16 protein-coding genes are annotated in these 19855 nt (G+C 47.6%); 3 read left to right on the top strand and 13 right to left on the bottom strand.

Features of this window, described 5'->3' with window-relative positions; translation table 11 throughout:
- Window position 1: 1 nt before the first annotated feature.
- Genes ACMQ5W_RS01650 through ACMQ5W_RS01640 form a run of 3 tightly spaced genes read right to left on the bottom strand, consistent with a single transcriptional unit; the run spans window position 2 to window position 3179 of the window.
- Window positions 2–1099: a DUF917 domain-containing protein gene (locus ACMQ5W_RS01650; protein WP_419022841.1), complete on the bottom strand. Its 1098-nt coding sequence runs from the start codon at window positions 1097–1099 to the stop codon at window positions 2–4.
- Between the two features lie 30 nt (window positions 1100–1129).
- Complete coding sequence (locus tag ACMQ5W_RS01645; protein ID WP_419022839.1) at window positions 1130–1843, bottom strand: aspartate/glutamate racemase family protein; 714 nt, start codon at window positions 1841–1843, stop codon at window positions 1130–1132.
- Window positions 1833–3179: a purine-cytosine permease family protein gene (locus tag ACMQ5W_RS01640; protein WP_419022837.1), complete on the bottom strand. Its 1347-nt coding sequence runs from the start codon at window positions 3177–3179 to the stop codon at window positions 1833–1835. Before ACMQ5W_RS01640 ends, ACMQ5W_RS01645 begins: the two co-directional genes overlap by 11 nt.
- 211 nt (window positions 3180–3390) lie before the next feature.
- Between ACMQ5W_RS01640 and ACMQ5W_RS01635 the strand changes: the two genes are divergently transcribed.
- Window positions 3391–4554 carry a PucR family transcriptional regulator gene (locus ACMQ5W_RS01635; protein WP_419022835.1) on the top strand — a complete coding sequence of 388 codons (1164 nt, stop codon included), beginning with the start codon at window positions 3391–3393 and terminating at the stop codon, window positions 4552–4554.
- Between the two features lie 109 nt (window positions 4555–4663).
- Here ACMQ5W_RS01635 and ACMQ5W_RS01630 read toward each other — a convergent pair whose 3' ends face one another.
- The 5 genes from ACMQ5W_RS01630 to ACMQ5W_RS01610 all read right to left on the bottom strand — a co-directional run bounded on the left by ACMQ5W_RS01630 (window position 4664) and on the right by ACMQ5W_RS01610 (window position 11163).
- Window positions 4664–5908 (bottom strand): LCP family protein, encoded by a 1245-nt coding sequence (locus ACMQ5W_RS01630; RefSeq protein ID WP_419022833.1) that lies wholly within the window; start codon window positions 5906–5908, stop codon window positions 4664–4666.
- Between the two features lie 933 nt (window positions 5909–6841).
- Complete coding sequence (locus ACMQ5W_RS01625; protein ID WP_419022831.1) at window positions 6842–8413, bottom strand: NAD(P)/FAD-dependent oxidoreductase; 1572 nt, start codon at window positions 8411–8413, stop codon at window positions 6842–6844.
- On the bottom strand, window positions 8406–9542 hold the full coding sequence (locus ACMQ5W_RS01620) for an aminoacetone oxidase family FAD-binding enzyme (protein WP_419022829.1): 1137 nt from the start codon (window positions 9540–9542) through the stop codon (window positions 8406–8408). Before ACMQ5W_RS01620 ends, ACMQ5W_RS01625 begins: the two co-directional genes overlap by 8 nt.
- A gap of 83 nt (window positions 9543–9625) precedes the next feature.
- Window positions 9626–10354, bottom strand: coding sequence for an HdeD family acid-resistance protein (locus ACMQ5W_RS01615; protein WP_419022828.1), 729 nt, complete (start codon window positions 10352–10354; stop codon window positions 9626–9628).
- Between the two features lie 425 nt (window positions 10355–10779).
- Window positions 10780–11163 (bottom strand): universal stress protein, encoded by a 384-nt coding sequence (locus tag ACMQ5W_RS01610; RefSeq protein ID WP_419022826.1) that lies wholly within the window; start codon window positions 11161–11163, stop codon window positions 10780–10782.
- A gap of 1291 nt (window positions 11164–12454) precedes the next feature.
- On the opposite strand from ACMQ5W_RS01610, the gene dinB reads away from it, so the two are divergent.
- Both dinB and ACMQ5W_RS01600 read left to right on the top strand, forming a co-directional pair.
- The gene (gene dinB, locus ACMQ5W_RS01605; protein WP_419022824.1) at window positions 12455–13660 is read left to right on the top strand and encodes a DNA polymerase IV; all 1206 of its coding nucleotides are present in this window, start codon (window positions 12455–12457) and stop codon (window positions 13658–13660) included.
- 35 nt (window positions 13661–13695) lie between these two features.
- The gene (locus ACMQ5W_RS01600) at window positions 13696–14292 is read left to right on the top strand and encodes a TetR/AcrR family transcriptional regulator (RefSeq protein ID WP_148493288.1); all 597 of its coding nucleotides are present in this window, start codon (window positions 13696–13698) and stop codon (window positions 14290–14292) included.
- A gap of 46 nt (window positions 14293–14338) precedes the next feature.
- On the opposite strand, the gene ACMQ5W_RS01595 is transcribed toward ACMQ5W_RS01600, so the two are convergent.
- The 5 genes from ACMQ5W_RS01595 to ACMQ5W_RS01575 form a co-directional block, all read right to left on the bottom strand.
- The gene (locus ACMQ5W_RS01595; protein WP_419022822.1) at window positions 14339–14551 is read right to left on the bottom strand and encodes a hypothetical protein; all 213 of its coding nucleotides are present in this window, start codon (window positions 14549–14551) and stop codon (window positions 14339–14341) included.
- Window positions 14552–14680 carry a hypothetical protein gene (locus ACMQ5W_RS01590; protein ID WP_419022821.1) on the bottom strand — a complete coding sequence of 43 codons (129 nt, stop codon included), beginning with the start codon at window positions 14678–14680 and terminating at the stop codon, window positions 14552–14554. It abuts the gene before it with no gap.
- A gap of 48 nt (window positions 14681–14728) precedes the next feature.
- Window positions 14729–15277 (bottom strand): flavodoxin domain-containing protein, encoded by a 549-nt coding sequence (locus ACMQ5W_RS01585; protein ID WP_419022819.1) that lies wholly within the window; start codon window positions 15275–15277, stop codon window positions 14729–14731.
- A gap of 12 nt (window positions 15278–15289) precedes the next feature.
- A complete protein-coding gene (pfkA, locus tag ACMQ5W_RS01580) occupies window positions 15290–16252 on the bottom strand; it encodes a 6-phosphofructokinase (protein WP_148493300.1) in 963 nt (320 codons plus the stop codon).
- A 65-nt stretch (window positions 16253–16317) separates the two neighbouring features.
- Window positions 16318–19845 (bottom strand): DNA polymerase III subunit alpha, encoded by a 3528-nt coding sequence (locus ACMQ5W_RS01575; protein WP_419022817.1) that lies wholly within the window; start codon window positions 19843–19845, stop codon window positions 16318–16320.
- Between the last annotated feature and the right edge of the window lie 10 nt (window positions 19846–19855).

Raw genomic sequence — 19855 nt, 5'->3', positions numbered from 1 at the left:
TTTACCTCTCATTGAACGGCACATAGTCGAAGTCAAAGCCAAAGCTCCTCGGACCGAACACTGCAAGCCCTCTCTCCGTCTTCCAGATTTCCGGTGCAGGCAGGACAAATACTGTCAGTTCCATGCCGTTTTCGTAATGTGGATTGGTAACTGGCATGCCATCCTTGTCGACGATGCAGATCAGGTCAGGTGCTGACACGTCAACTTTGCCGTCCAAATAGGAAACCAGATGTTCGTTCTTGTACCATACCTTATATTCATGTCCTTCGTACTGACCGATGCCGTCCATGGTCGTATCGCCGTAGATGAAACCGCCAGTCTCCTCTACTTTCCAGTCTTTGACGATACCTTTGAAGAGGATTTTCCCTTCTCCTGCCTCGACGACTTTTTCAGCCACATTTTCACCGTTCTCCTTCGCCTTGCGCAGCGCTGCTCCCAGTTTCAGGGTATAGGACAGTGCACCTGGAATAATGGCTCCTCTCAGCTGCTTTCCCGTGATGGCGTGGTCAGCGACTCCCACTTTGTTGCCGCTGGCGATGGCAACCGCTCTGACGATATCCTCTGCGCGCATATCATTGACGATGTCTTTCACAATCATGGCATCGCCAAACTGGGTCGCAAGGGCGATAGGCGCCATCGGTATGTCTTTTACATAAAAAGTGCTGTGCTGCAGCTCTGGAACAGAACGTCCTGCTGGATCGGCATCGACGATAGGCACCCCCAGCTGACAGGCGGCATGAAGTGCATAAGCAGTATTTGCGCCGCCCAGTTCTGTGGATACCGCACCGTAGAATTTCTGACCAAAATAGTCTTCCAGGGTTCTGAATGCCAGAAGGGACTCCGGATATCCCAGCTGGGGCAGATGGGCGAATTCGTCTCCGCCGCCTTCCAGTGACGCCGGGGAACCGCACATATACGGCACGGCCACATAAGCGTCGTCCGGCACTTCGCTGAGGTCAGCCATATAAAGTTCTCTGCCCTGGTCAAAATCTTCCTGCATGGTACGCAGGCCCAGATCCAGGTCCCCGCCGCCGCCAGTACCGACGATGGTACATCCATATAAGATATCGATAATTTCCTGTTGTGTTAGTTTTTTCATGTTACCCTCCGTTTTTTCTCTATTGATATATTATTTTTCAGGCGGTGCCATATAGGTCAGACCGCTGTGTCTTAACTTCATCTTTGCATACATTTCTACTGTGTTCAAAGCTGCCCCGGCTGCTTCTACCACTGGCACGTCAAAGCCTTCTGCCAGAAGCCTCGCCTGCACATTTACGGATACGTCGATCATGCCCGTACATCCCAGAACGATGACAGCTGCGCCGTCTTCGATGGATTTGATGCATTCCGGTACCAGATTTTCAATGAGTTTTTCCGTATTCTCTAGGTCAGCCACTGGCATATTGACTGCTCTCACTTTGGTCGTGCGTCCACCCAGGTGTGCTTTTGCGATATTTCCTTCAATCAATGGAATGACGTTCTGCAGTACGGTTACAATGCCCACTTTGTCACCCAGACCGAGGGCCATGAGCATGGCCGGTTCAAATCCGCCAAAGACGGGAATGGACACGCACTCTCTTGCCGCACGCACACCCGGATCGCCGAAGCAATCCACATAGATGCCGTCATAGCCTTCTTCTGCAGCCTTTTTGCAGAGTCTGACTACCTGCGGCGCGTTAATTGCCTCGTCGTATTCGCTTTCGATAGAATACTGTCCTTCCGGAATCACATCCACGTCTACCACCGTATCTGCATTGAGATATTTGCCTATGTAATCCCGGGTCGCCTGATCCAGCAGAAAATCGCCGGTAACCGGCACGACCTGTTTAATTTTAACCGACATTAGATACGCCCTCACTTTCTCCTTCAACAAATGCTCTCGTGCCGCCGTCCTGATTTCTGGATTTTGACGGGACAAATTTTTCCACGATCACATAGATGACTATTGCTACAGCCACACCGTTCAGATTAAAGACTCCGATGTGCAACACGTTGTACAAGATCAGCGCGATGACCATAGAGACTACTGCCACAATGCAGCCTGTCCAGTTCCAGCCATCAATCTTGTGCCAGCTCTCTGGTTTTCCTTTGCCGACGATCCAGTAGTCTGCGATCATGACCCCTGCCACAGGTGCGCCCAGGAAGCAGATCCAGTTGAGAAAGGTTTCGATGTATCCGAGAATGCCTGTCAGTGCCAAGATAACACCTACGATACAGACACCTGCCGTAGCCTCTCTTCTGCGGTTGTCCGGCATGTTAAAGGTCATGATCGTATCGAGGCCGCCGCAGTAGGCGTTCAGCGAATTCGTCGAAACAGACGCAGTGATGATGACGATCAGCCCCAAAATCGGAATGCCCACTTTTGCCAGTACCAGACTGATATCGTATTCGCCAGCTATTCTCGCCAGTAAAACGCCGATGATGCAGGTCGCCAGACCTGCCGGCATCAGCCCCCATACTGAGGACTTGATGGTGTCCTTTCTATTCCTCTGCCATCTGGTCACGTCTGCCGCTGTAAAAGCCATTGCAGAAAAGAAGGAGAATGACAGGGCCACAGCTTCCGCAAAAGACATGGTTGCCGTTTTTACTTCGTTAGCCGTAATTCCTGCCGTTCCGTATTTTTGAAACGCCAGTACGAGACCGATTACCATGATGATGAACAGCAGTGGCACGGACAGTTTGTCAAAGATTTTCAGACCTTCCATGCCGATTACTGCGATGATGGACATCACCACGCCCCAGATCAGAGAAGACAGGGTCAGGGAAATGTGGATGCCGAAGGCATCTCCCATCAAGTTAGCGAAAGCTTCGCCGCAGACATTGACCTGCAGCCCGAAAAACCCCATCAGGGAAATTGCGAAAAGGGAACTGACCAGCAGCCTGGTGCCGTTCTTCCCGAAGGTTGACTGGGAGATTGCACAGGTAGGAATCCCCAGATCGGCTCCCTGCATTCCCAGTACGATCATCAAAATCAACGTCAGCAGATAACCGACGCCGCAGGCGGCTACACCGGTCCAGGTCGGCATCTGTGCCGCCACCAGTCCGCCCAGCATAAATGCCGGTATGCAGATGACGCAGCCAGCCTGTACCCATACCATGTCCAACATGGATTTTCTATCCTTCATCGGCGTAGGACGCAGTGCAAAAACTTCTGAATTACTCTTTTGTTGTTCAGCCATATCTATTCCTCCCTAATGGTCTGGTCCCAATTCACAAAGGGAATTGCAGGACAGATGCTTTATGAACCAATGATAACAATTTTCTGATAACTTGTCTTTAGGGAGGGCGACAAGAGTTTTTGCTTATTTTTTGGGATTTTCACAATTAGAACGTGCATTTTTTTCATTTCTATGATAATATTTAGTAAATTTAACAAAGGGAGTGAGAAGTTTGAAGAAAATTACGGTTTCAGATATATTAAAACTGGATATTATGAAAAGCGGCCGTCTTGCGGCTGGAAAGAAGGGGCTTTCCAACGAGATACGCTATGTCAGCGTTTACGATAACATCCCGACGGAGTTAGATGCAAAGATCCAGGTCTTTGAAGGAGATATCTACCTAACCTTTTGTTCTTATGGGAAAGGAGATGACGAATACGTTCTCAATCTGATAAAGATCATTATCAGTTTCGGGGCGGCGGCTTTGATTATCTTTGATGAGACAATCCAGACCTTGCCGCCTGCTGCAAGCAAGCTATGTGATGAGGCTGGCCTGCCAGTCATTTTTATGGATTGTCAGATTCCTTACTCTTTGATTATTTCCAGCATCATCGAATACCGTCTGGCCGCAGATTTAAAAAAATCCATCGAAGACAAACTCAACGCGATAACCAGCGGCAGAACTTCACCCGAAGAAAAGATGGAACTCATAGAAGACCTGAACCCCAGTTTCCAAAAAAATGCAGTGGCACTGTTCTGTATAGAAAAAGATCCTTTGACCAATCTGCTCATCCCAAGCGAGGAGACGATCAACCTGCTCAATGGTTTCAACCGGAATACTCTGAATTTTGCTGCCGAATACCGGGACGGCATTCTCCTCGTACTGACTTTCAGTGATGCCAGAAAGCCATTACAGCAGCAGATACTCTCTGATGCTGTTGATCTGGTCCATCGATACATCCCCCGCGCACAAATCGGGATCAGCAACACCTGTAAGCTTGCCGACCTGGGGACTTCCATCTCTCAGTGTCACATGGCTGTCAGCGCCGGCGCGGCAGACAGCCATGGCCTTTCTCATTACAATCAGCTGGGAATTTCGCGAATCCTTCTGGAACTCCAGGGAAGTGCCGCTTTGGAGGAATTTTACGCTGATATCATGCACCCTATTTGTAAGGCCGATGAGGAAAACAACAGCAACCTGCTTGCAACCATGCTCTGTTTCGTAGAGAAGGAAATGGACTACAAGAGAACCTGTCAGGCTATGTTCGTTCACGAAAATACGATCAGATATCGAATCAACAAAATCAAAGCGCTGATTCCTTATGGCAGAAGCGACATGGATTTTTACGAGACCATCTCTGTTGCCGTCAAGATTTATAAGATGAAAAACTTTTAAGACAGTACCTATAGCGTGGTTAAGAAAATTACGACAAAATAGTTAATAAGGGCTCTGATTAACGCAAAACTCGTTAACCAGAGCCCTTTATATTGTCGACCGTGATGTGTCAATAAATTCCCGTGTCGTTGATGATTTCTTGATTGATCTGACTGCAGGTTGCTGACACGCTGTAGTTGTCCTGCCCGAAAGCCAGCCTATGCAGTCGCTGCACGTTGGTCTCCAGGGTCTGCGGCACGACATAAGAGATGTTGCCCAAATAGCCGGCGTAATACACTTTCGGCCAGCTGATGCTCTTGCCAAAATCATAGCGAGGCGCGTTGATAGCAGCCGTATACATCTTGAACTGGCTCATGTTAGTCCTGATATTTGGAAATACGGTCTCAGATAATTCGTTCAGCTTCCAAGGCTGGAGCATAGCCTTTTTCATCACCGCCGCCATAATTTGCTTATACCTGCGGCTACGCCCTTCGTCACCGCCGCTGGTCTTCCTGATCCGGCAGTAAGTCGTAGCCTGAACGCCATCCAGGGTCTGTTTTCCAGCTTCTGTAATCTTATTATATGTGCCGCCTACATTTACGGCAGTCTCATTGCCCCACTTGTTCATATCGTTGATTTCGTTGGGTTTCACGTTAATTTTGATTCCTCCCAGACAGTCCACTGCATCTGCAACAGCCTTCCAGTTGAAGATGACGAACTCTTTGATGTTCAAATCCAAGCTCCGATTCAGCGATGCGATAGTGTTCATACCGCCTGCATAGTGGTGGGCATGGGTAATCTTGTCCAAAACCATGCTGCCATCTAAATACTCCATCTTGAGGTAGGAATCTCTCATCACTGAAATCAGCCTGATGTCTCCCGTCGATTTCTTAATGCTCATGATGATGATAGCGTCAGTCCTGCTGCCGTCATAACCTTCATCCGCCCTGGCATCAGAACCCAATATGGCGATATTACGATAGCCGCTCAAATCGTCAGCTACCTGGTCGTCTATGGCAAAATCAGCATTTGACGTATCCACCTTGTCAAAGTTCCTCGTCAAGTAGAAGAAAAGGCCCGAGCCAGCCACGGCCAACAATAGGATTAAAGTCAGTATATTGCGGAACATTTTTTTCTTGTTCCACCTGTATTTCTTCTTTGTCTTGCGGCTGCCACCTTTCCCCTTGCTCTGCGGTACCGCGGAGTCCCTGACAGTATGCTGTTTTCTACTGCTGCCAGTCTGCCTTCTTCGTGCCTGCCTTTCATATTTTTCAGCGGCTTTGGCATATTCAGGATCTTCATATTTGCGAATCAGCTCTGGGCTGTATTTTTCGTCTTTGAATTCATATGTCTTCTTGTAGCGCTTACTTCTCACTATTCTTGTCCCCTTTTAATCTGTAATTCTTTATCCTAACGTTGTTGGATTATCGGAACCATTATACCATGTGCATTCCGCTGAATATAGAATCGCAGCACATGATTCAATGGTTTCTTCCTTGCGGCAACGCCGTTAGATTATCGGAACCATTATACCATGATTCTTCCTTTAGAAATAGAATCGAAAATCATGATTCAATGGTTTCTTCCTTGCGGCAATGCCGTTAGATTATCGGAACCATTATACCGTTTTTTTCGACAAATATCAACATGTAAGACAATACGACCCACGGCAAACCTATGTAAAATCATAATGAAACAGAAATTGACTAGGGTATAAATAATTATCATTCGCCGACTAGCCGCCACGGTCATTTTGTACTTTTTGATGTATTTTGGTGTCTCTTGCACAAGATTCACCATTAAAAAGATGTTAATGACCCGAAAAAATACAGTGTGTTGAGAGGAAATATAGAAGAAATAGGAATTTAATTATTTTTTGAGTTTTTCAGAAGGTGGAGCAAGAGTAGAATCCTATCAAAAAATAACCCAGGACGGTGAATGTGCAATATAATTTTCTTATTTTGTACAAGGCTTTGTGCGGGATCAAGTAAAACTGCCCAAAAAGTACAAATCTAACGTGAGAACTCTCGCTCGCTGTCATAATGCTGCCTAAAAAAGGGGATTGCCAGAAGTAGCCTCGGTTACGCAGTTTCGCAGAATAACGTCCATCCTTTAATCAGATTTCTAGCACACCGCGCGTTTTGCTTAACGCGCCCATACTCCTGCCATCCTGGTGGGATAGACAGCAGCCTGCCGTCAGAGAGATTGCATATCCTTGACGCGTATTCCTAAGAGAATCCATATTTTCAAAAAAAGCACGGGGAACGCTGAAAACTCAGCTTTTCTCCGTGCTTTCATGCTATATGGCTTAAAAAGGCTTATATTTCCCTATGATCTTTTCCGCTACTTTGATGCCGTCACAGGCCGCGCTCATGATGCCGCCAGCGTAGCCGGTGCCTTCGCCGGCAGGATAAAATCCGCCGAAGGTACCTTCCATCTCCTCGTTTCTGGCAAATCTGACAGGGGAAGAGCTTCTCGTTTCCACAGCAGTCATAACCGCATCGTCCCGGTCAAAACCGGACAGCTTTCTGCCCAGATGAGGCATAGCCTCCCGAATTGCAGCTACGGCAAATTCCGGCAGCGAGCGGATGACAGGGGCAGCAGACAGAGCTTCACTGCGGAACTCCCCCCAAGTCGTCCTCGGTGCTTCATACGTCCCGCCGCCATTTTCAAAAGCCAGCTTTTCATATTTCTCCTGAAATTCGATACCGGCAAGTGGATGGGGAGAGCCAAAATCCTCGCATCTGACATCAACCAAAAGACCGCTGTTGGCTTTGCCGCTGTTTCTCGCTCTGTTGCTCATGCCGTTGGTTACGACACCGCCTTCCTGAGACGAAGCTGTGATGACTTCCCCGCCAGGGCACATGCAGAAAGTGTAGACCCCTCTGCCGTTTCCGCAGTGATAGTTCAGCTTGTAATCAGCCGGTGGCAGTCCTTCCGTATTTCCATACTGAGATTTGTCAATCAGCTTCTGCGGATGTTCGATTCTCACACCGATGGAAAAAGGCTTCTGCTGCATTTTGATACCTCGTTCACAGAGATAACGGAATGTATCACGAGCACTGTGGCCTACCGCCAAAATCACGTTCTGTGTAGGAATCTCATATCGTTCTCCTGCACACTCCACCACCACGGATTTGACGCATTTCTTCTTCGTATTCACCTCTACAAAGCGAGTATCGAATCGAATTTCACCCCCGCAGCGGAGGATCTCTTCTCTGATGTTTCTGACCACTTTCCGCAAAACGTCCGTGCCGATGTGGGGCTTCTGTTTATAGAGAATGTCCTCATCGGCGCCGGCGCGGACAAATTCTTCGAGGACTTTCCTGATGCGCGGATCCTTGATGCCTGTAGTCAGCTTACCGTCAGAAAAAGTGCCAGCGCCTCCTTCACCAAATTGTACATTAGATTCCGTGTTCAAGATTCCTTCACTCCAAAACTTTTCCACGTCCTCAACCCTCTGTTCAATTGGGCGGCCTCGCTCTATGATGATTGGGCGGTAGCCTCTTTTGGCCAGAATCAGACCTGCAAACATACCGCATGGTCCGAAGCCGACGATGACAGGCTGATCAGACAGTTCCTCGCCGCCTGATTCCACGTCGAGGTAGTTCATGTCCGGTGCTTCTTCTAAGCCCAGTTTCGGATTAATAGGCAGATTGACATACTGTTTTGGCCGCTGCCTGGTCACAGCCTGAAAATCCACAGTGTATACAAATTTGATATCTCCTTTATCTCTGGCATCCAGAGATTCCTTTACGATTTCCAAATCTGTCAAAATCAAATCTCTGTTGTTTAACTTCTTCAAAATCTTCTTCGGAATGTCACTCTTGGTTTCATTCATGTTCAATTTTATTTGATGCATTCGATATCTGCTATTCATTTGCCATCTCCTCTCCAGCCAACATGCCTGTTTCAAAAGCATTCTGTAAGTTATAGCCGCCGCAAGGTCCGTCATAATCGATGACTTCTCCCGCAAAATATAAGTTTTCAACCAGCCTTGACTTCATAGCCGTCAAATCAATCTCGTCCAAACTGACGCCGCCTTTCGTCACTTGGGCATAATCCCAGCCTCTGGCCCCCTTGGGTGATAAAGGAAAACTGCGTAAAAGTCTTGCCATTTCTTTCACATCGCCTTTTGACAATTGATAGATGTACTCTGCAATGGGTTCTCTCACCAGAAAGTCCAATAGGTGCTCTCTTTCGAATCCTCTCATTTTGCTTCTTTCCGTCAAAACCTCCAGCAGGTCTTCTCTGTCTGGGAAAAAATCAATCAAAATCTGATACTCCTCAAACCCGTCTTTCATTGTTTTCCCTTCAGGAATCAAAAGAAAACGAGAGAGGTTAAATACACAGATGCCGGAAACACCTGTCTTTGTAAACTGCAGCTCTCCTATTTCTTCTGCAAGGGGTTCACTGCGATAACGCAGCGTAACACGAGCCTTGGCTCTGATGCCTGCCATTTTGCTGGTGTCCTCTTTTACATCAATGGCGGTCAGCACCGGCACTAGTCTATTGACGTGATGCCCCAGCTGCTTGGCCAGCTTGCTGCCATCGCCAGTAGTTCCAAATTGCGGACCCGCTTTCCCTCCACAGGAAATCAAAAGCTTTCTGGCCTGCAGGCAGTCCTTTGACGTGTGAATTTGGAAGCACTCCTCTTTGTCCACGGAAAGGACCGGGCTGTCCACCATCGTCCTGATGCCGAGCACCTCCAGCCTCTTTTTCAATGCCATCAAAACCGCCCTTGCCTCCTCGGTGTAGGGATAGATTCTGCCTTCTTCGTCTGTCCTTGTCAAAAGACCCAGGTGAGCGAAAAAAGCCAGCGTCTCTTGAAAATTCTGGCATCTGATGTTAGACAGATTGCACTTGCCGTTGCCCGAAGCCAGAATCTTTTTGCCCATCTGTTCTTTTTTTTCTATGATTAAAATATCTAATGCAGGATTTCTTTCCTTGGCACAGATTGCGGCAGTCATTCCCGCCGCACCGCCGCCGACGATGCATATATCTATCATGTCTTCTCCACTCCTAACAAAGGAAAGGTGCCGTTCCATAGCTGAATCCAAGCTATTTTGCGACACCCCTGTTTCAATAATGATTATTCTTCTTTCTCTTCGGGCTTTTCACTATCAGCTTCTCCAATCGGCTCCCTGATGATCTCGTGAAATTCCTTTGACTCTTCCGCTTTTTTGATGCCTTTGCGAGCCTGTCTTGCTTTCTTGATTGCCTTCCTCACTTCTTGGTGCGCTTCTTCCGCCGCCGCTTCTGCATCGGCAATCTTCTCTTCTTTGGTCTTAATCAATTCCGGCTTTGAGTAGGAAATATCCACACCGATTTTGATGACGTTTGCACCCTGTACGACGAAGCATACGCCCAGGATCATGAGCACGGACAAATGGAAAAGCATCAAGTTGAAGAAGGTATATACCCCCACGATCAAGTTCAATGCACTGACCGCTACAGTCCAGTAAAAATCTATATCTTTCTCTTTCTTTTCTACAACTTGGGTAACGATGACAAAGCCTCTGATACCAGAAATCATGCTCCACATTCCGAAGACCACAGGGACGGCGATATCCGCTGCCAGCTGCCCGGTCAGAACGACAACCCCCAGTATAAAAGTGGTCAGCCCTTCGATCAGAACCCAGTGCCTGTTTTCTTCGTCTTCGACAGTTCTCTTATATGCAAAACATTCTACCATTCCAACGATAATTAGAACGACACCGATGGGAAAGGCCAGTGATAAAAATGATAATCCGGCATTTGCTACTGAAAACACACCGAGTATTGTCAGTAGCGCACCGACGATTATTGTTAATATTCTCACTTAGTTTACCTCCTAATGGTCCTGCCCCAAATCTTTGATTTGGTCTGGCAGACCTTATGCTTTTAATCTCCAAGAGAGCAAGCTCTGCGCCGCTCGATTGGTTGGATTAAGTAGTATAATGATCCTCACCCCAATTTGCAAAGCAAATTGTCGGGGAGACCTTATGCTGACGTTCCCCAGCTTGCCGATTTTCCGCAGCTTCAGCTACAATAGAAAATGGGACAGCGAAGCAACGAAAGTTGCGTAGGAGCGCAACTTGTTGCACGTTTAGCTGGCTAGGAACGTGTCGTATAATGGACTTGTCACAGTTTGTGAACAGATGAAAGTCCTTATGCTTTGAACGCCCAAACCTTCGATTTGGCTGCGTTTTGTCGTATAGTCGCGGTCGACTACTTGTACTATTATACTTGCCTTCGGGCTTTTCGTCAAGAATGTGCTGGTACGACAATCAATTTAGCCTTGCCTGCAAGATACTCTCCAAGACGGTTAAGGAAGGAATCCTTGTCTTCTTTTTCTCCGGACTGTCCTGTAATCACCTCTGTAATCCCGTTCTTGTCTACGATGTCAATCAAAGTCTTCATCACATCGTCTGATTTTTCTACTGTCAGACTAGCGCCCGCATCTCTTGCTTTCTCATAGAGGAATTCCAGTGCTTCGCCTTCCTCTGAATTATCAAGAAATGAATCATCACTCTTTGCAATATGTATGACAAAGAGTTGGTCATCATCAGACTCTCTCAGCTTCTTGCCATAATCGATTAACCGTTGGCAAGTCTTCTGTTTGGTTACGCAGACCATGATATTATTCATTTTTTCACCCCTTATTTTACTATCAAATCGCTATCAGGGAGAACCCCTTTTCTCCCAAATCGTAATTAGTTTAATATGATCGTGGAATCATTATAACATGACGACTCCTCTGTAAATAGAATCTCAAGTCATGTTTCAATGATGCCTGCCTTGCGGCAACGCCGTGTGATCGTGGAATCATTATAACACAACCTTCGTCTCAAAGAGATATTGGTGGGTTATGTCGCAATGTTCCCTTTCTTATTGCTAAACTGAACCAATACTTAAAGTATTATAACATAGATCTATTCTCAAATTGTGAATGTTATTTGATATCTTTTCTTCTCGTGGCAAAAAATTTTTTCTGAGATTGGACGAAACTGTAAAGCCCGGTTTTGACTCTCTGGCAGTCCGCAATTGGCGAGGAGTCCGAGAAATGTCCTGTACTTTTTTTCTGGCGCGCGATTGCGGACTGTAAAGTCCGTCTTTGTTGCTCTGGCAGTCCGCAATGGGCGGAAAGTCTAAGAAATGTTCCGCACTTTTTTTCTAGCGCGCGCGATTGCGGACTGTAAAGTCCGTCTTTGTTGCTCTGGCGGTCCGCAATTGGCGGAAAGTCCAAGAAATGTTCCGCACTTTTTTTCTAGCGCGCTCATTTGCGGACTGTAAAGTCCATTTTTCTTACTCTAACAGTCCGCAATTTTGCTCATCAGAAAAAATGTCTACTACATTTTTGAGCGCCATCCCATTTGTGGACTGTAAAGCCCAGTTTTGCCCCTCTAACAGTCCGCAATTGGCGGAGAGTCCAAGAAATGTTCCGCACTTTTTTTCTAGCGCGCTCGGTTGCGGACTGTAAAGCCCGGTTTTGCCCCTCTAACAGTCCGCAATTGGCGGAAAGTCCAAGAAATGTTCCGCACTTTTTTTCTAGCGCGCTTGATTGCGGACTATAAAGTCCGTCTTTGTTGCTCTGGCGGTCCGCAATTGGCGAGGAGTCCGAGAAATGTCCCGTACTTTTTTTCTAGCGCGCTCGGTTGCGGACTGTAAAGCCCGGTTTTGCCCCTCTAACAGTCCACAATGGGCGGGAAGTCCGAGAAATATCCCGCACTTTTTTTCTGGCGCGCTCGGCTGCGGACTGTAAAGCCCGTCTTTCTTGCTCTGGCAGTCCGGTCTCTTGGAACATCTCATAGCACTTTGGCGAACTACAATACGTCGTCCCGCACGACCAAAGTGCACAGGAGCCGTTGATTCCATCATGCACCCCTTCATGCAGCCGTTTTTTATTTGCTTAATTCACTTCTTGTGGTAAAATAACTGTATGGATAGAGTAATACTACATTGTGACATGAATAGTTTTTATGCATCGGTGGAACTCCTCTCCCGCCCGGATCTCAAGGATTATCCAACGGCCGTCTGCGGCGATCCGGAAAGCCGCCACGGTATTATATTGGCAAAAAACGAGATAGCCAAGAAATACGGCGTCGTCACGGCAGAAACCATCTGGCAGGCGAAAAAAAAGTGTCCTCATCTGCAGCTAGTCAAACCCCACCACGACAAATACAAGGAATTCAGTGAAAAAATTAATCAGATTTATCTGGAATATACGGATATGGTAGAGCCCTTCAGCATTGACGAATCCTGGCTGGACGTTACCGCAAGCCAGAGACTTTTCGGCTCTGGCAAGCAGATTGGCGATATGATCCGCGCCCGCATCAAATCAGAACTCGGTTTGACTTTATCTGTAGGCGTATCCTACAACAAAATTTTCGCCAAAATGGGGAGCGAATACAAGAAACCCGACGCGACCACCGAAATCACGAGAGACAACTATCGGGATTTACTCTGGCCCCAGCCAGTAAGAGAGTTGTTCTTTGTCGGCTGGGCTACCGCCGAAAAACTAGAAAAGCTAGGCATTCATACCATCGGTGATCTCGCTCACGGCGATCCGATTGCTTTAGAAGCTTTACTTGGCAAACAGGGGTCCATTCTATACAGCTATGCCAACGGTCTTGACAACAGCCCGGTTGCCCTTTATGACCAGCGAGAAAAAATCAAGTCAGTAGGCAACGGCATTACATTTAAGCGCAACCTCAAAGGAATGGACGATATTCTCACAGCAGTAACCAGCCTGGCGGATACTGTAGCAAGCCGTCTACGTAAGTACCAGATGAAAGCTTACGGAGTCAAAGTGGACATCAAAGACCCCTATTTCAAAACGATTTCCAGACAGAAACAACTGCATCTGCCGACAAACCTGGCTTCCGAAATCAGAACTGCCAGTCTGGAAATCATGAAAACCTCCTGGAATTTGACAGACCCCATCAGGCTGCTGACCATTACAGCAATCAATTTGACAGATGAAACCGCCGACGAACAGCTTTCCCTCTTTGACAGCGCCGCCGACGGCGGACGAGAAAAGCGTGAATCCATTGAACGGACCATGGACGATATTCGAAAAAAGTTCGGCGACAGTTCCATTACCTTTGGACAAGTTATTGACAACGATTTAGGTATTGATCTATAGCATTCAGCTATTTAAGAAAAAGCAAGGAGACAGAGATGAAAAATTCAGAGAAAAAGCAGCAAATCCTAGAAGCAGCCATGCGCGTAATCCGTACTCAGGGCATAGAAAAAACCACGGTCAGGGAGATTGCCTCTCAAGCAGGCGTAACCACCGGGGCAGTCTACCACTATTACAAAAACAAAGAAGAGCTGTTTCAAGATATTATCAACGAATCCATTCACTTCTCTCAAAAAGTCATTATCGCTGCAGGCAGCGGAGAAAAAACGCAGCAGGAGATTTTTAATGAGATTGCCGACAATGTAAGGCGTCGTCTTCAGAAAGAAGATGAGCAGAAACTTCATATCGCTCTCCTGGGGGATCTGATCAGCAAAAACGACCAGAACAAAGAACGCGTCGCGAAAAACTATAAGACGACAATCAAAAATACGGGTGATTTATTTGGTCCCGCCTCAGGTATTGAGAACGATAAGTACAAATATCTGATGGCTTCTTTTTTCGTGGCTGCACTGGACGGCATGGCCATCCAGCGGTCTCTGGGCGTGTATCCCGCCAAAGAAGATAAGGTTATCGATATCTTTATCGAATTCTTCAAAGAGGCCATTCTTGGATACTTAGCAGAACACAAAGAATAATAAAAACCGTGGACCTCATTTATCAGGCCACGGTTTTTCTATACCCTTAAACAAATTGCACGCCTTTTACGAAATCTACTCTAACCAGACCTTCCTGTTCCTTTTTGACCGATCTAATCAGCAGCCACTCCTCATCAATATCCACAATGCCAGAATCTTTTATCATCCGTTCCAGCTTCTTCACCTTTTTTGCTAAATCGTAATACATGACAAAGGCTACAATACCAAGGAGGACAAAGATTGTTCCCATTAGCTCCATTTACTTTCCCTCCTTCTCAAACTTCAAAGAGGTGATTGCTGAAACCGGGACTAGCTTGGACTCCGCCAGCTGTTCCTGTGTCAAATTCTTGTTCTTTCTTGCCTCTGCGATTTTCTTACCTATTTTCATATGTCACCTCCTGATGACCCAATTATAACCGAGCCCAGCGACATTCATCTACCAACTTTTCGTTTCTAAATGTAACGTTTGAATTGCATACACCAAATCATAAGTGGCGCTGTAGCTGGTATAATCAGCGCCCTGCTCAATGGCTTCAATCAATTCCTTCTCAGACTCGGTCATCTCTGAAGGATTTTTGCCAGCGATCATCTTCTTGACCACACCCATCAGACGCTTGTCCATACCGCTCACCTTAGCAGGGTCGTATCCGCCCCGCAGAAAATAGCAAGGCAGATCCTTGATTGCTTTGACAAAGTTGATTTCTCTGCATTCCTGCTGAACTGCCGGGTCTTCGATATTGAGGCCTACAGCAAAGACAAAGATTTTTTTGTCAGACAATTTCTTGTAATTCTTTTGTAAAAACCTGATGCCCAAAATTCCGCCAGCGTGAATAGGACCGCCAAAGACCAGGCAGTCGTACTGTTCCAGATCCTTCACCTTGCAGTCATCTTGCCGCAAAAGATCTGCACCTGTATCGCGGGCAATCCACTTTGCGTACTGCTCTGTCGTTCCGTATTTGCTGGTATATATTACTGCGATTTTCATTCCTCAACCTCTCTATTTGCTCAGAACACCGATCAAATCGTACATTTCCCGATCAATTTCTCGTTTCTGCTCAAGCGCTTCGATTAAATCATAAGCTGCAATTTCACCGTCTACGGTACCGATGGCTTTGCTTTCAGAGTCATCCCGCAGCAGCTCCACCGCTTTTGCCCCTGTCAAAGTGGCCAGCATGCGGTCGCGCAGTGTTGGGCTGCCGCCTCGCTGCAGATAAGATAACACTACCAATCTGGTGTCTTTGCCTGTCCTGTACTGGATGGCTTCTACCAGTTCCTGAGAAGAGACGCCGGAGCCTTCCGCGTTGATGATGATGCTGTGTTGTTTACCGCGGTTCGCTCCCATGACGATTTTCTTGCAGAGTTCACTGACGTCGTTTTCGATCTCCGGAATCAAAACGCCTTCGGCACCGCCGGCCAGTCCGGCAAAGAGGGCGATATCCCCGCAGTGCCTGCCCATGACTTCGATGACCGTCGTCCTCTCATGAGAGGATGAAGTGTCCCGGATTTTGGTGATGGCTTCTAATACAGTATTGACTGCCGTGTCAAAACCGATGGTGTAATCCGTATAACCCAGATCGTTGTCGATGGTTCCCGGCAGACCCATGACTTTGATTCCACGTCTGGCCAGATCTGCTCCGCCGCGCAGAGATCCGTCACCGCCGATGATGACAAGCCCCTCTATTCCGAAGGTATCCAGCATAGCCGCCGCGTGAGCCTGCCCTTCCTCTGTCCTGAACTTCTCACTTCTGGCGGTCTTTAAAATCGTACCACCCCGCTGAAGGATGTCTCCTACAGAATTTCGGGTAAGCGCCTCTATCTCGCCGTCCATGAGGCCCTCGAACCCTCGGTAAATACCGTATACCTCCAGACCTTCGTCAATGCCGCATCTCACTACTGATCGGATTGCCGCATTCATACCCGGAGAGTCGCCTCCGCTGGTTAATACTCCTATTCGCTTCATAATCTCCTCCTAATGGTTTAGCGCTCCGCAAGCAGGCAGCCGCGGCTGGCGCTAGTCCTATCAATTTAAAACACCGGCCGCCCTTTGATATTGGGCCGCCCCACGATTTCTGCCACAGTATCAAAAAAATCTATGGTCGGATAGACACCTCCACCTTGACCTGTTTTTAATATTTTTCCATTCTGCAGATAAATCAGCACTGGCGAGTTTCCTCGATAGCGTCCGAAAATCTCTCTTAAAGAAGCCAGCATTTCTTCTTCATCCGCCTCTGCTGGAATTCTCACTTTGACCGGATCAAGTCCTGAATCTGCCTGCTTTCTTGATGGTCGTTCAGACGACTGAGATAGCTTCTGCTCTACGTCGTTGATATCCACCACGGAATCGGCAAGCAGCTTCGGCATTTCCTCTTCTTTGAAGTTGAGCTTTCCTTTTACCACCACGACGTTGTCCTCTTCAATGGCCTCTCTGCAGCGTTCGTAGACGTTAGGAAAGACCACGACTTCCACTTCGCCGTATAAATCCTCCAAATCTACGAAGGCCATCATCTTGTTATTTTTAGTGACCAGGTTCTTTTTGCCGGCGATCATACCGGCCATGGTCACGGTCATGCCGTCTTTGATGCGGGTATCCGGCGTTTCCGATTCAACCACACTGGCCAGCTCTTCACTTGTGGTTGTCACCAGCTTTTTGATGCGGTCAGTATACTCGTTGAGAGGATGGTCGGTGATGTACACACCTACCATCTCTTTCTCCATGGCCAGCAGCACGTCCTTGCTGAAGTTGTTGACCTTCGGCAGCGTTCCCGACGTATCGCCACTGCTCATTTCCTCACTGCTGATCTGAAAGAGAGACATCTGGCCAGCGATATTTTTCTTGGCATTGTTCTGCGCAGATTCCACCAATCCTTCGTAGATGGCTAAGTGGGCGGCTCTGTTAGTATTGAGGCAGTCCAAGGCGCCGGCTTTGATCAGGCTTTCCACCGCCTTCTTGTTAACCTCGCTGATTTCCACGTTGTTGATAAACTGGAAGATGTCCCGCGGTCTTCCTTTTTCTTCTCTCGCTTTGATGATGGCGTCGATGGCGCCTTCCCCTACATTCTTTACGCCGAGCAAGCCGAATCTGATTTTGCCGTCAGCCACAGTGAACTTTTTACCGCTTTCATTGATACACGGAGGAAGCACTTCAATCCCCATATCTTGGCAGTTTCTGATATATCTGGATATATATTTGGCGTCGCCCATGACACTGGTCATCAGCGCAGCCATGAATTCTACCGGATAAAACTTCTTCAGATAACCGGTCTCATAAGCTACTACCGCATAAGCCGCAGCATGGGATTTGTTAAAGGCATACTGGGCAAAAGTTTCCATATCGGCAAAGATTGCCTCTGCCGCTTCTGCCGAGATGCCATTGCGCACGCAGCCCATGATCTCAATATTACCCTCTTCATCGGTTTTCCCGTTGATAAAGTATTCCTTCTCCTGCAGCATGACGTCTTTTTTCTTTTTACTCATGGCGCGGCGCACGATGTCTGATCGGCCAAAGCTGTAACCGGCCAGATCTCGCACAATCTGCATAACCTGTTCCTGATAGACCAGACAGCCGTAAGTAACATCCAAAATCGGTGCCAATTCCGGTGTCACATATTTGATTTTCTGGGGATTTTTCTTATACTCAATGTACTTCGGAATGGAATCCATCGGACCTGGTCTGTACAGGGAAATACCCGCTACGACGTCTTCAAAGCAGGTAGGCTTCAGGTTTTTCATGAACTGGGTCATACCGCCGCTTTCAAGCTGGAACACGCCGTCGGTATTTCCGCTGGCAATCATCTCGTAAACAGATGCATCGTCATAACCCATTCTGGCAAAGTCGATGGTCACGCCGTAATTTTTCTCAATCAGTTCCAGCGCGTCTCTGATCACCGTCAGATTCCGCAGCCCCAGGAAGTCCATCTTCAGCAGGCCCAACTCTTCAATGGTTGTCATATTGAACTGGGTGGCCACCCCTTTGTCGGACATATATAACGGAACATACTCGTCCAGAGGCAGTTTTGATATTACCACACCTGCCGCATGGGTAGATGCGTGGCGGGGCATGCCTTCGATGGCCCTGGACATGTCAATGACCTTGGCGATGCGATCATCTTCCTCGTACATCCCTCTCAGTTCCGGATTCATCTCCAGTGCCTTGTCGATGGTCATTTTCAAATCAAAAGGAATCGCCTTGGCGACCTTGTCAGCCTCGGCATAGCTGAGATTCAGTGCACGTCCCACGTCTCGCACGGCCGCTTTGGCCTTCATAGTTCCGAAAGTGATAATCTGCGACACATTTTCCTTGCCGTACTTTTTGATGACATAGTCAATGACCTCACCTCTGCGTTCGATGCAGAAGTCGATATCCACATCGGGCATGCTGACTCGCTCAGGGTTTAAGAATCGCTCAAAAATCAAGTTATATCGGATTGGATCGATGTCGGTGATTTTCAGGCTATAAGCCACCAGACTGCCCGCGGCGGAACCTCGACCCGGCCCTACCATGATGTTGTTGACCTTGGCAAAGTTGATGAAGTCCCATACGATCAGGAAGTATTCCACATAACCCATGGATTCAATGACCGAAAGTTCGTATTCCAATCGGTCCTGCAGCTCCTTCGTCACTTCATCGTATCTGTCCCTCAGACCGCTTTGGCAAAGCTCTCTGAGGTATTGCTGGTTGGTTTTGCCCGCAGGCGGTATGAACTCCGGCAGATGATATTCACCAAAGGTGAACTCCACGTTACACTGCTCTGCGATTTTATGTGTATTTTCAATGGCCTCCGGTGCATAAGCGAAGATTTTCTTCATCTCGTCCTCGCTCTTCAGATAAAACTGATCGTTTGGAAAGCGCATTCTCTTCTCGTCGTCGATGGTGGTGGCCGTCTGAATCGCCAGGAGCACATCGTGAGCCTCGGCATCCTCCTGTCTGACGTAATGAACGTCGTTGGTGGCTACCAGAGGAATATCCAGTTCTTTTGATAATTTCACCAGGCTTGGATTGATCATCGCCTCTTCTTCCAGACCTTGATCTTGCAATTCCAAGTAAAAATTGCCGTGACCGAAGATCTCATCTAAGGCCTGCGCCTCTGTCCTGGCGCCGTCGTAGTCCCGATTGAGCAGGCAGTTCTGCACTTTGCCAGCCAGACAGGCAGAGAGCGCGATAATCCCCTCGTTATGTTCCCGCAGAACATCCTTGTCTATGCGGGGTTTATAGTAGTATCCTTCAATAAAACCCTTTGATACGATTTTAATCAGATTTCTGTATCCTTCGTTATCTTTCGCCAGCAGAACGAGATGGCCCTGATACTTGTCCTTATCGGCATCTTTGTCCAGCATGGTTCTAGCCGCTGTATAGACCTCGCAGCCGATGACTGGTTTGATTCCCTGTTTCTTGCACTCTTTGTAAAAGTCGATAACGCCGAACATGACGCCATGGTCTGTAATGGCCAGGGAGTCCATGCCCAGTTCCTTTGCTCTGGCCACCACATCAGTAATGCGGGCAGCACCGTCCAATAAACTGTATTCTGTATGAACATGTAAATGTGTAAATGCCATGTAACTACCT

The organism is Emergencia sp. (genome assembly GCF_048465375.1).
GTDB lineage: Bacteria > Bacillota > Clostridia > Peptostreptococcales > Anaerovoracaceae > Senimuribacter.
This window is presented reverse-complemented; position numbering and strand designations above follow the sequence as displayed.

Excerpts from the sequence above, each read along its gene's own strand:
- ACMQ5W_RS01600 (WP_148493288.1), top strand. The coding sequence starts at position 13,696 with ATGAAAAATTCAGAGAAAAAGCAGCAAATCCTAGAAGCAGCCATGCGC.
- pfkA (WP_148493300.1), bottom strand. The coding sequence starts at position 16,252 with ATGAAGCGAATAGGAGTATTAACCAGCGGAGGCGACTCTCCGGGTATG.
- ACMQ5W_RS01575 (WP_419022817.1), bottom strand. The coding sequence starts at position 19,845 with ATGGCATTTACACATTTACATGTTCATACAGAATACAGTTTATTGGAC.
- ACMQ5W_RS01590 (WP_419022821.1), bottom strand. The coding sequence starts at position 14,680 with ATGAAAATAGGTAAGAAAATCGCAGAGGCAAGAAAGAACAAGAATTTG.
- ACMQ5W_RS01650 (WP_419022841.1), bottom strand. The coding sequence starts at position 1,099 with ATGAAAAAACTAACACAACAGGAAATTATCGATATCTTATATGGATGT.
- ACMQ5W_RS01645 (WP_419022839.1), bottom strand. The coding sequence starts at position 1,843 with ATGTCGGTTAAAATTAAACAGGTCGTGCCGGTTACCGGCGATTTTCTG.
- ACMQ5W_RS01595 (WP_419022822.1), bottom strand. The coding sequence starts at position 14,551 with ATGGAGCTAATGGGAACAATCTTTGTCCTCCTTGGTATTGTAGCCTTT.
- dinB (WP_419022824.1), top strand. The coding sequence starts at position 12,455 with ATGGATAGAGTAATACTACATTGTGACATGAATAGTTTTTATGCATCG.
- ACMQ5W_RS01620 (WP_419022829.1), bottom strand. The coding sequence starts at position 9,542 with ATGATAGATATATGCATCGTCGGCGGCGGTGCGGCGGGAATGACTGCC.
- ACMQ5W_RS01585 (WP_419022819.1), bottom strand. The coding sequence starts at position 15,277 with ATGAAAATCGCAGTAATATATACCAGCAAATACGGAACGACAGAGCAG.
- ACMQ5W_RS01625 (WP_419022831.1), bottom strand. The coding sequence starts at position 8,413 with ATGAATAGCAGATATCGAATGCATCAAATAAAATTGAACATGAATGAA.
- ACMQ5W_RS01640 (WP_419022837.1), bottom strand. The coding sequence starts at position 3,179 with ATGGCTGAACAACAAAAGAGTAATTCAGAAGTTTTTGCACTGCGTCCT.
- ACMQ5W_RS01610 (WP_419022826.1), bottom strand. The coding sequence starts at position 11,163 with ATGAATAATATCATGGTCTGCGTAACCAAACAGAAGACTTGCCAACGG.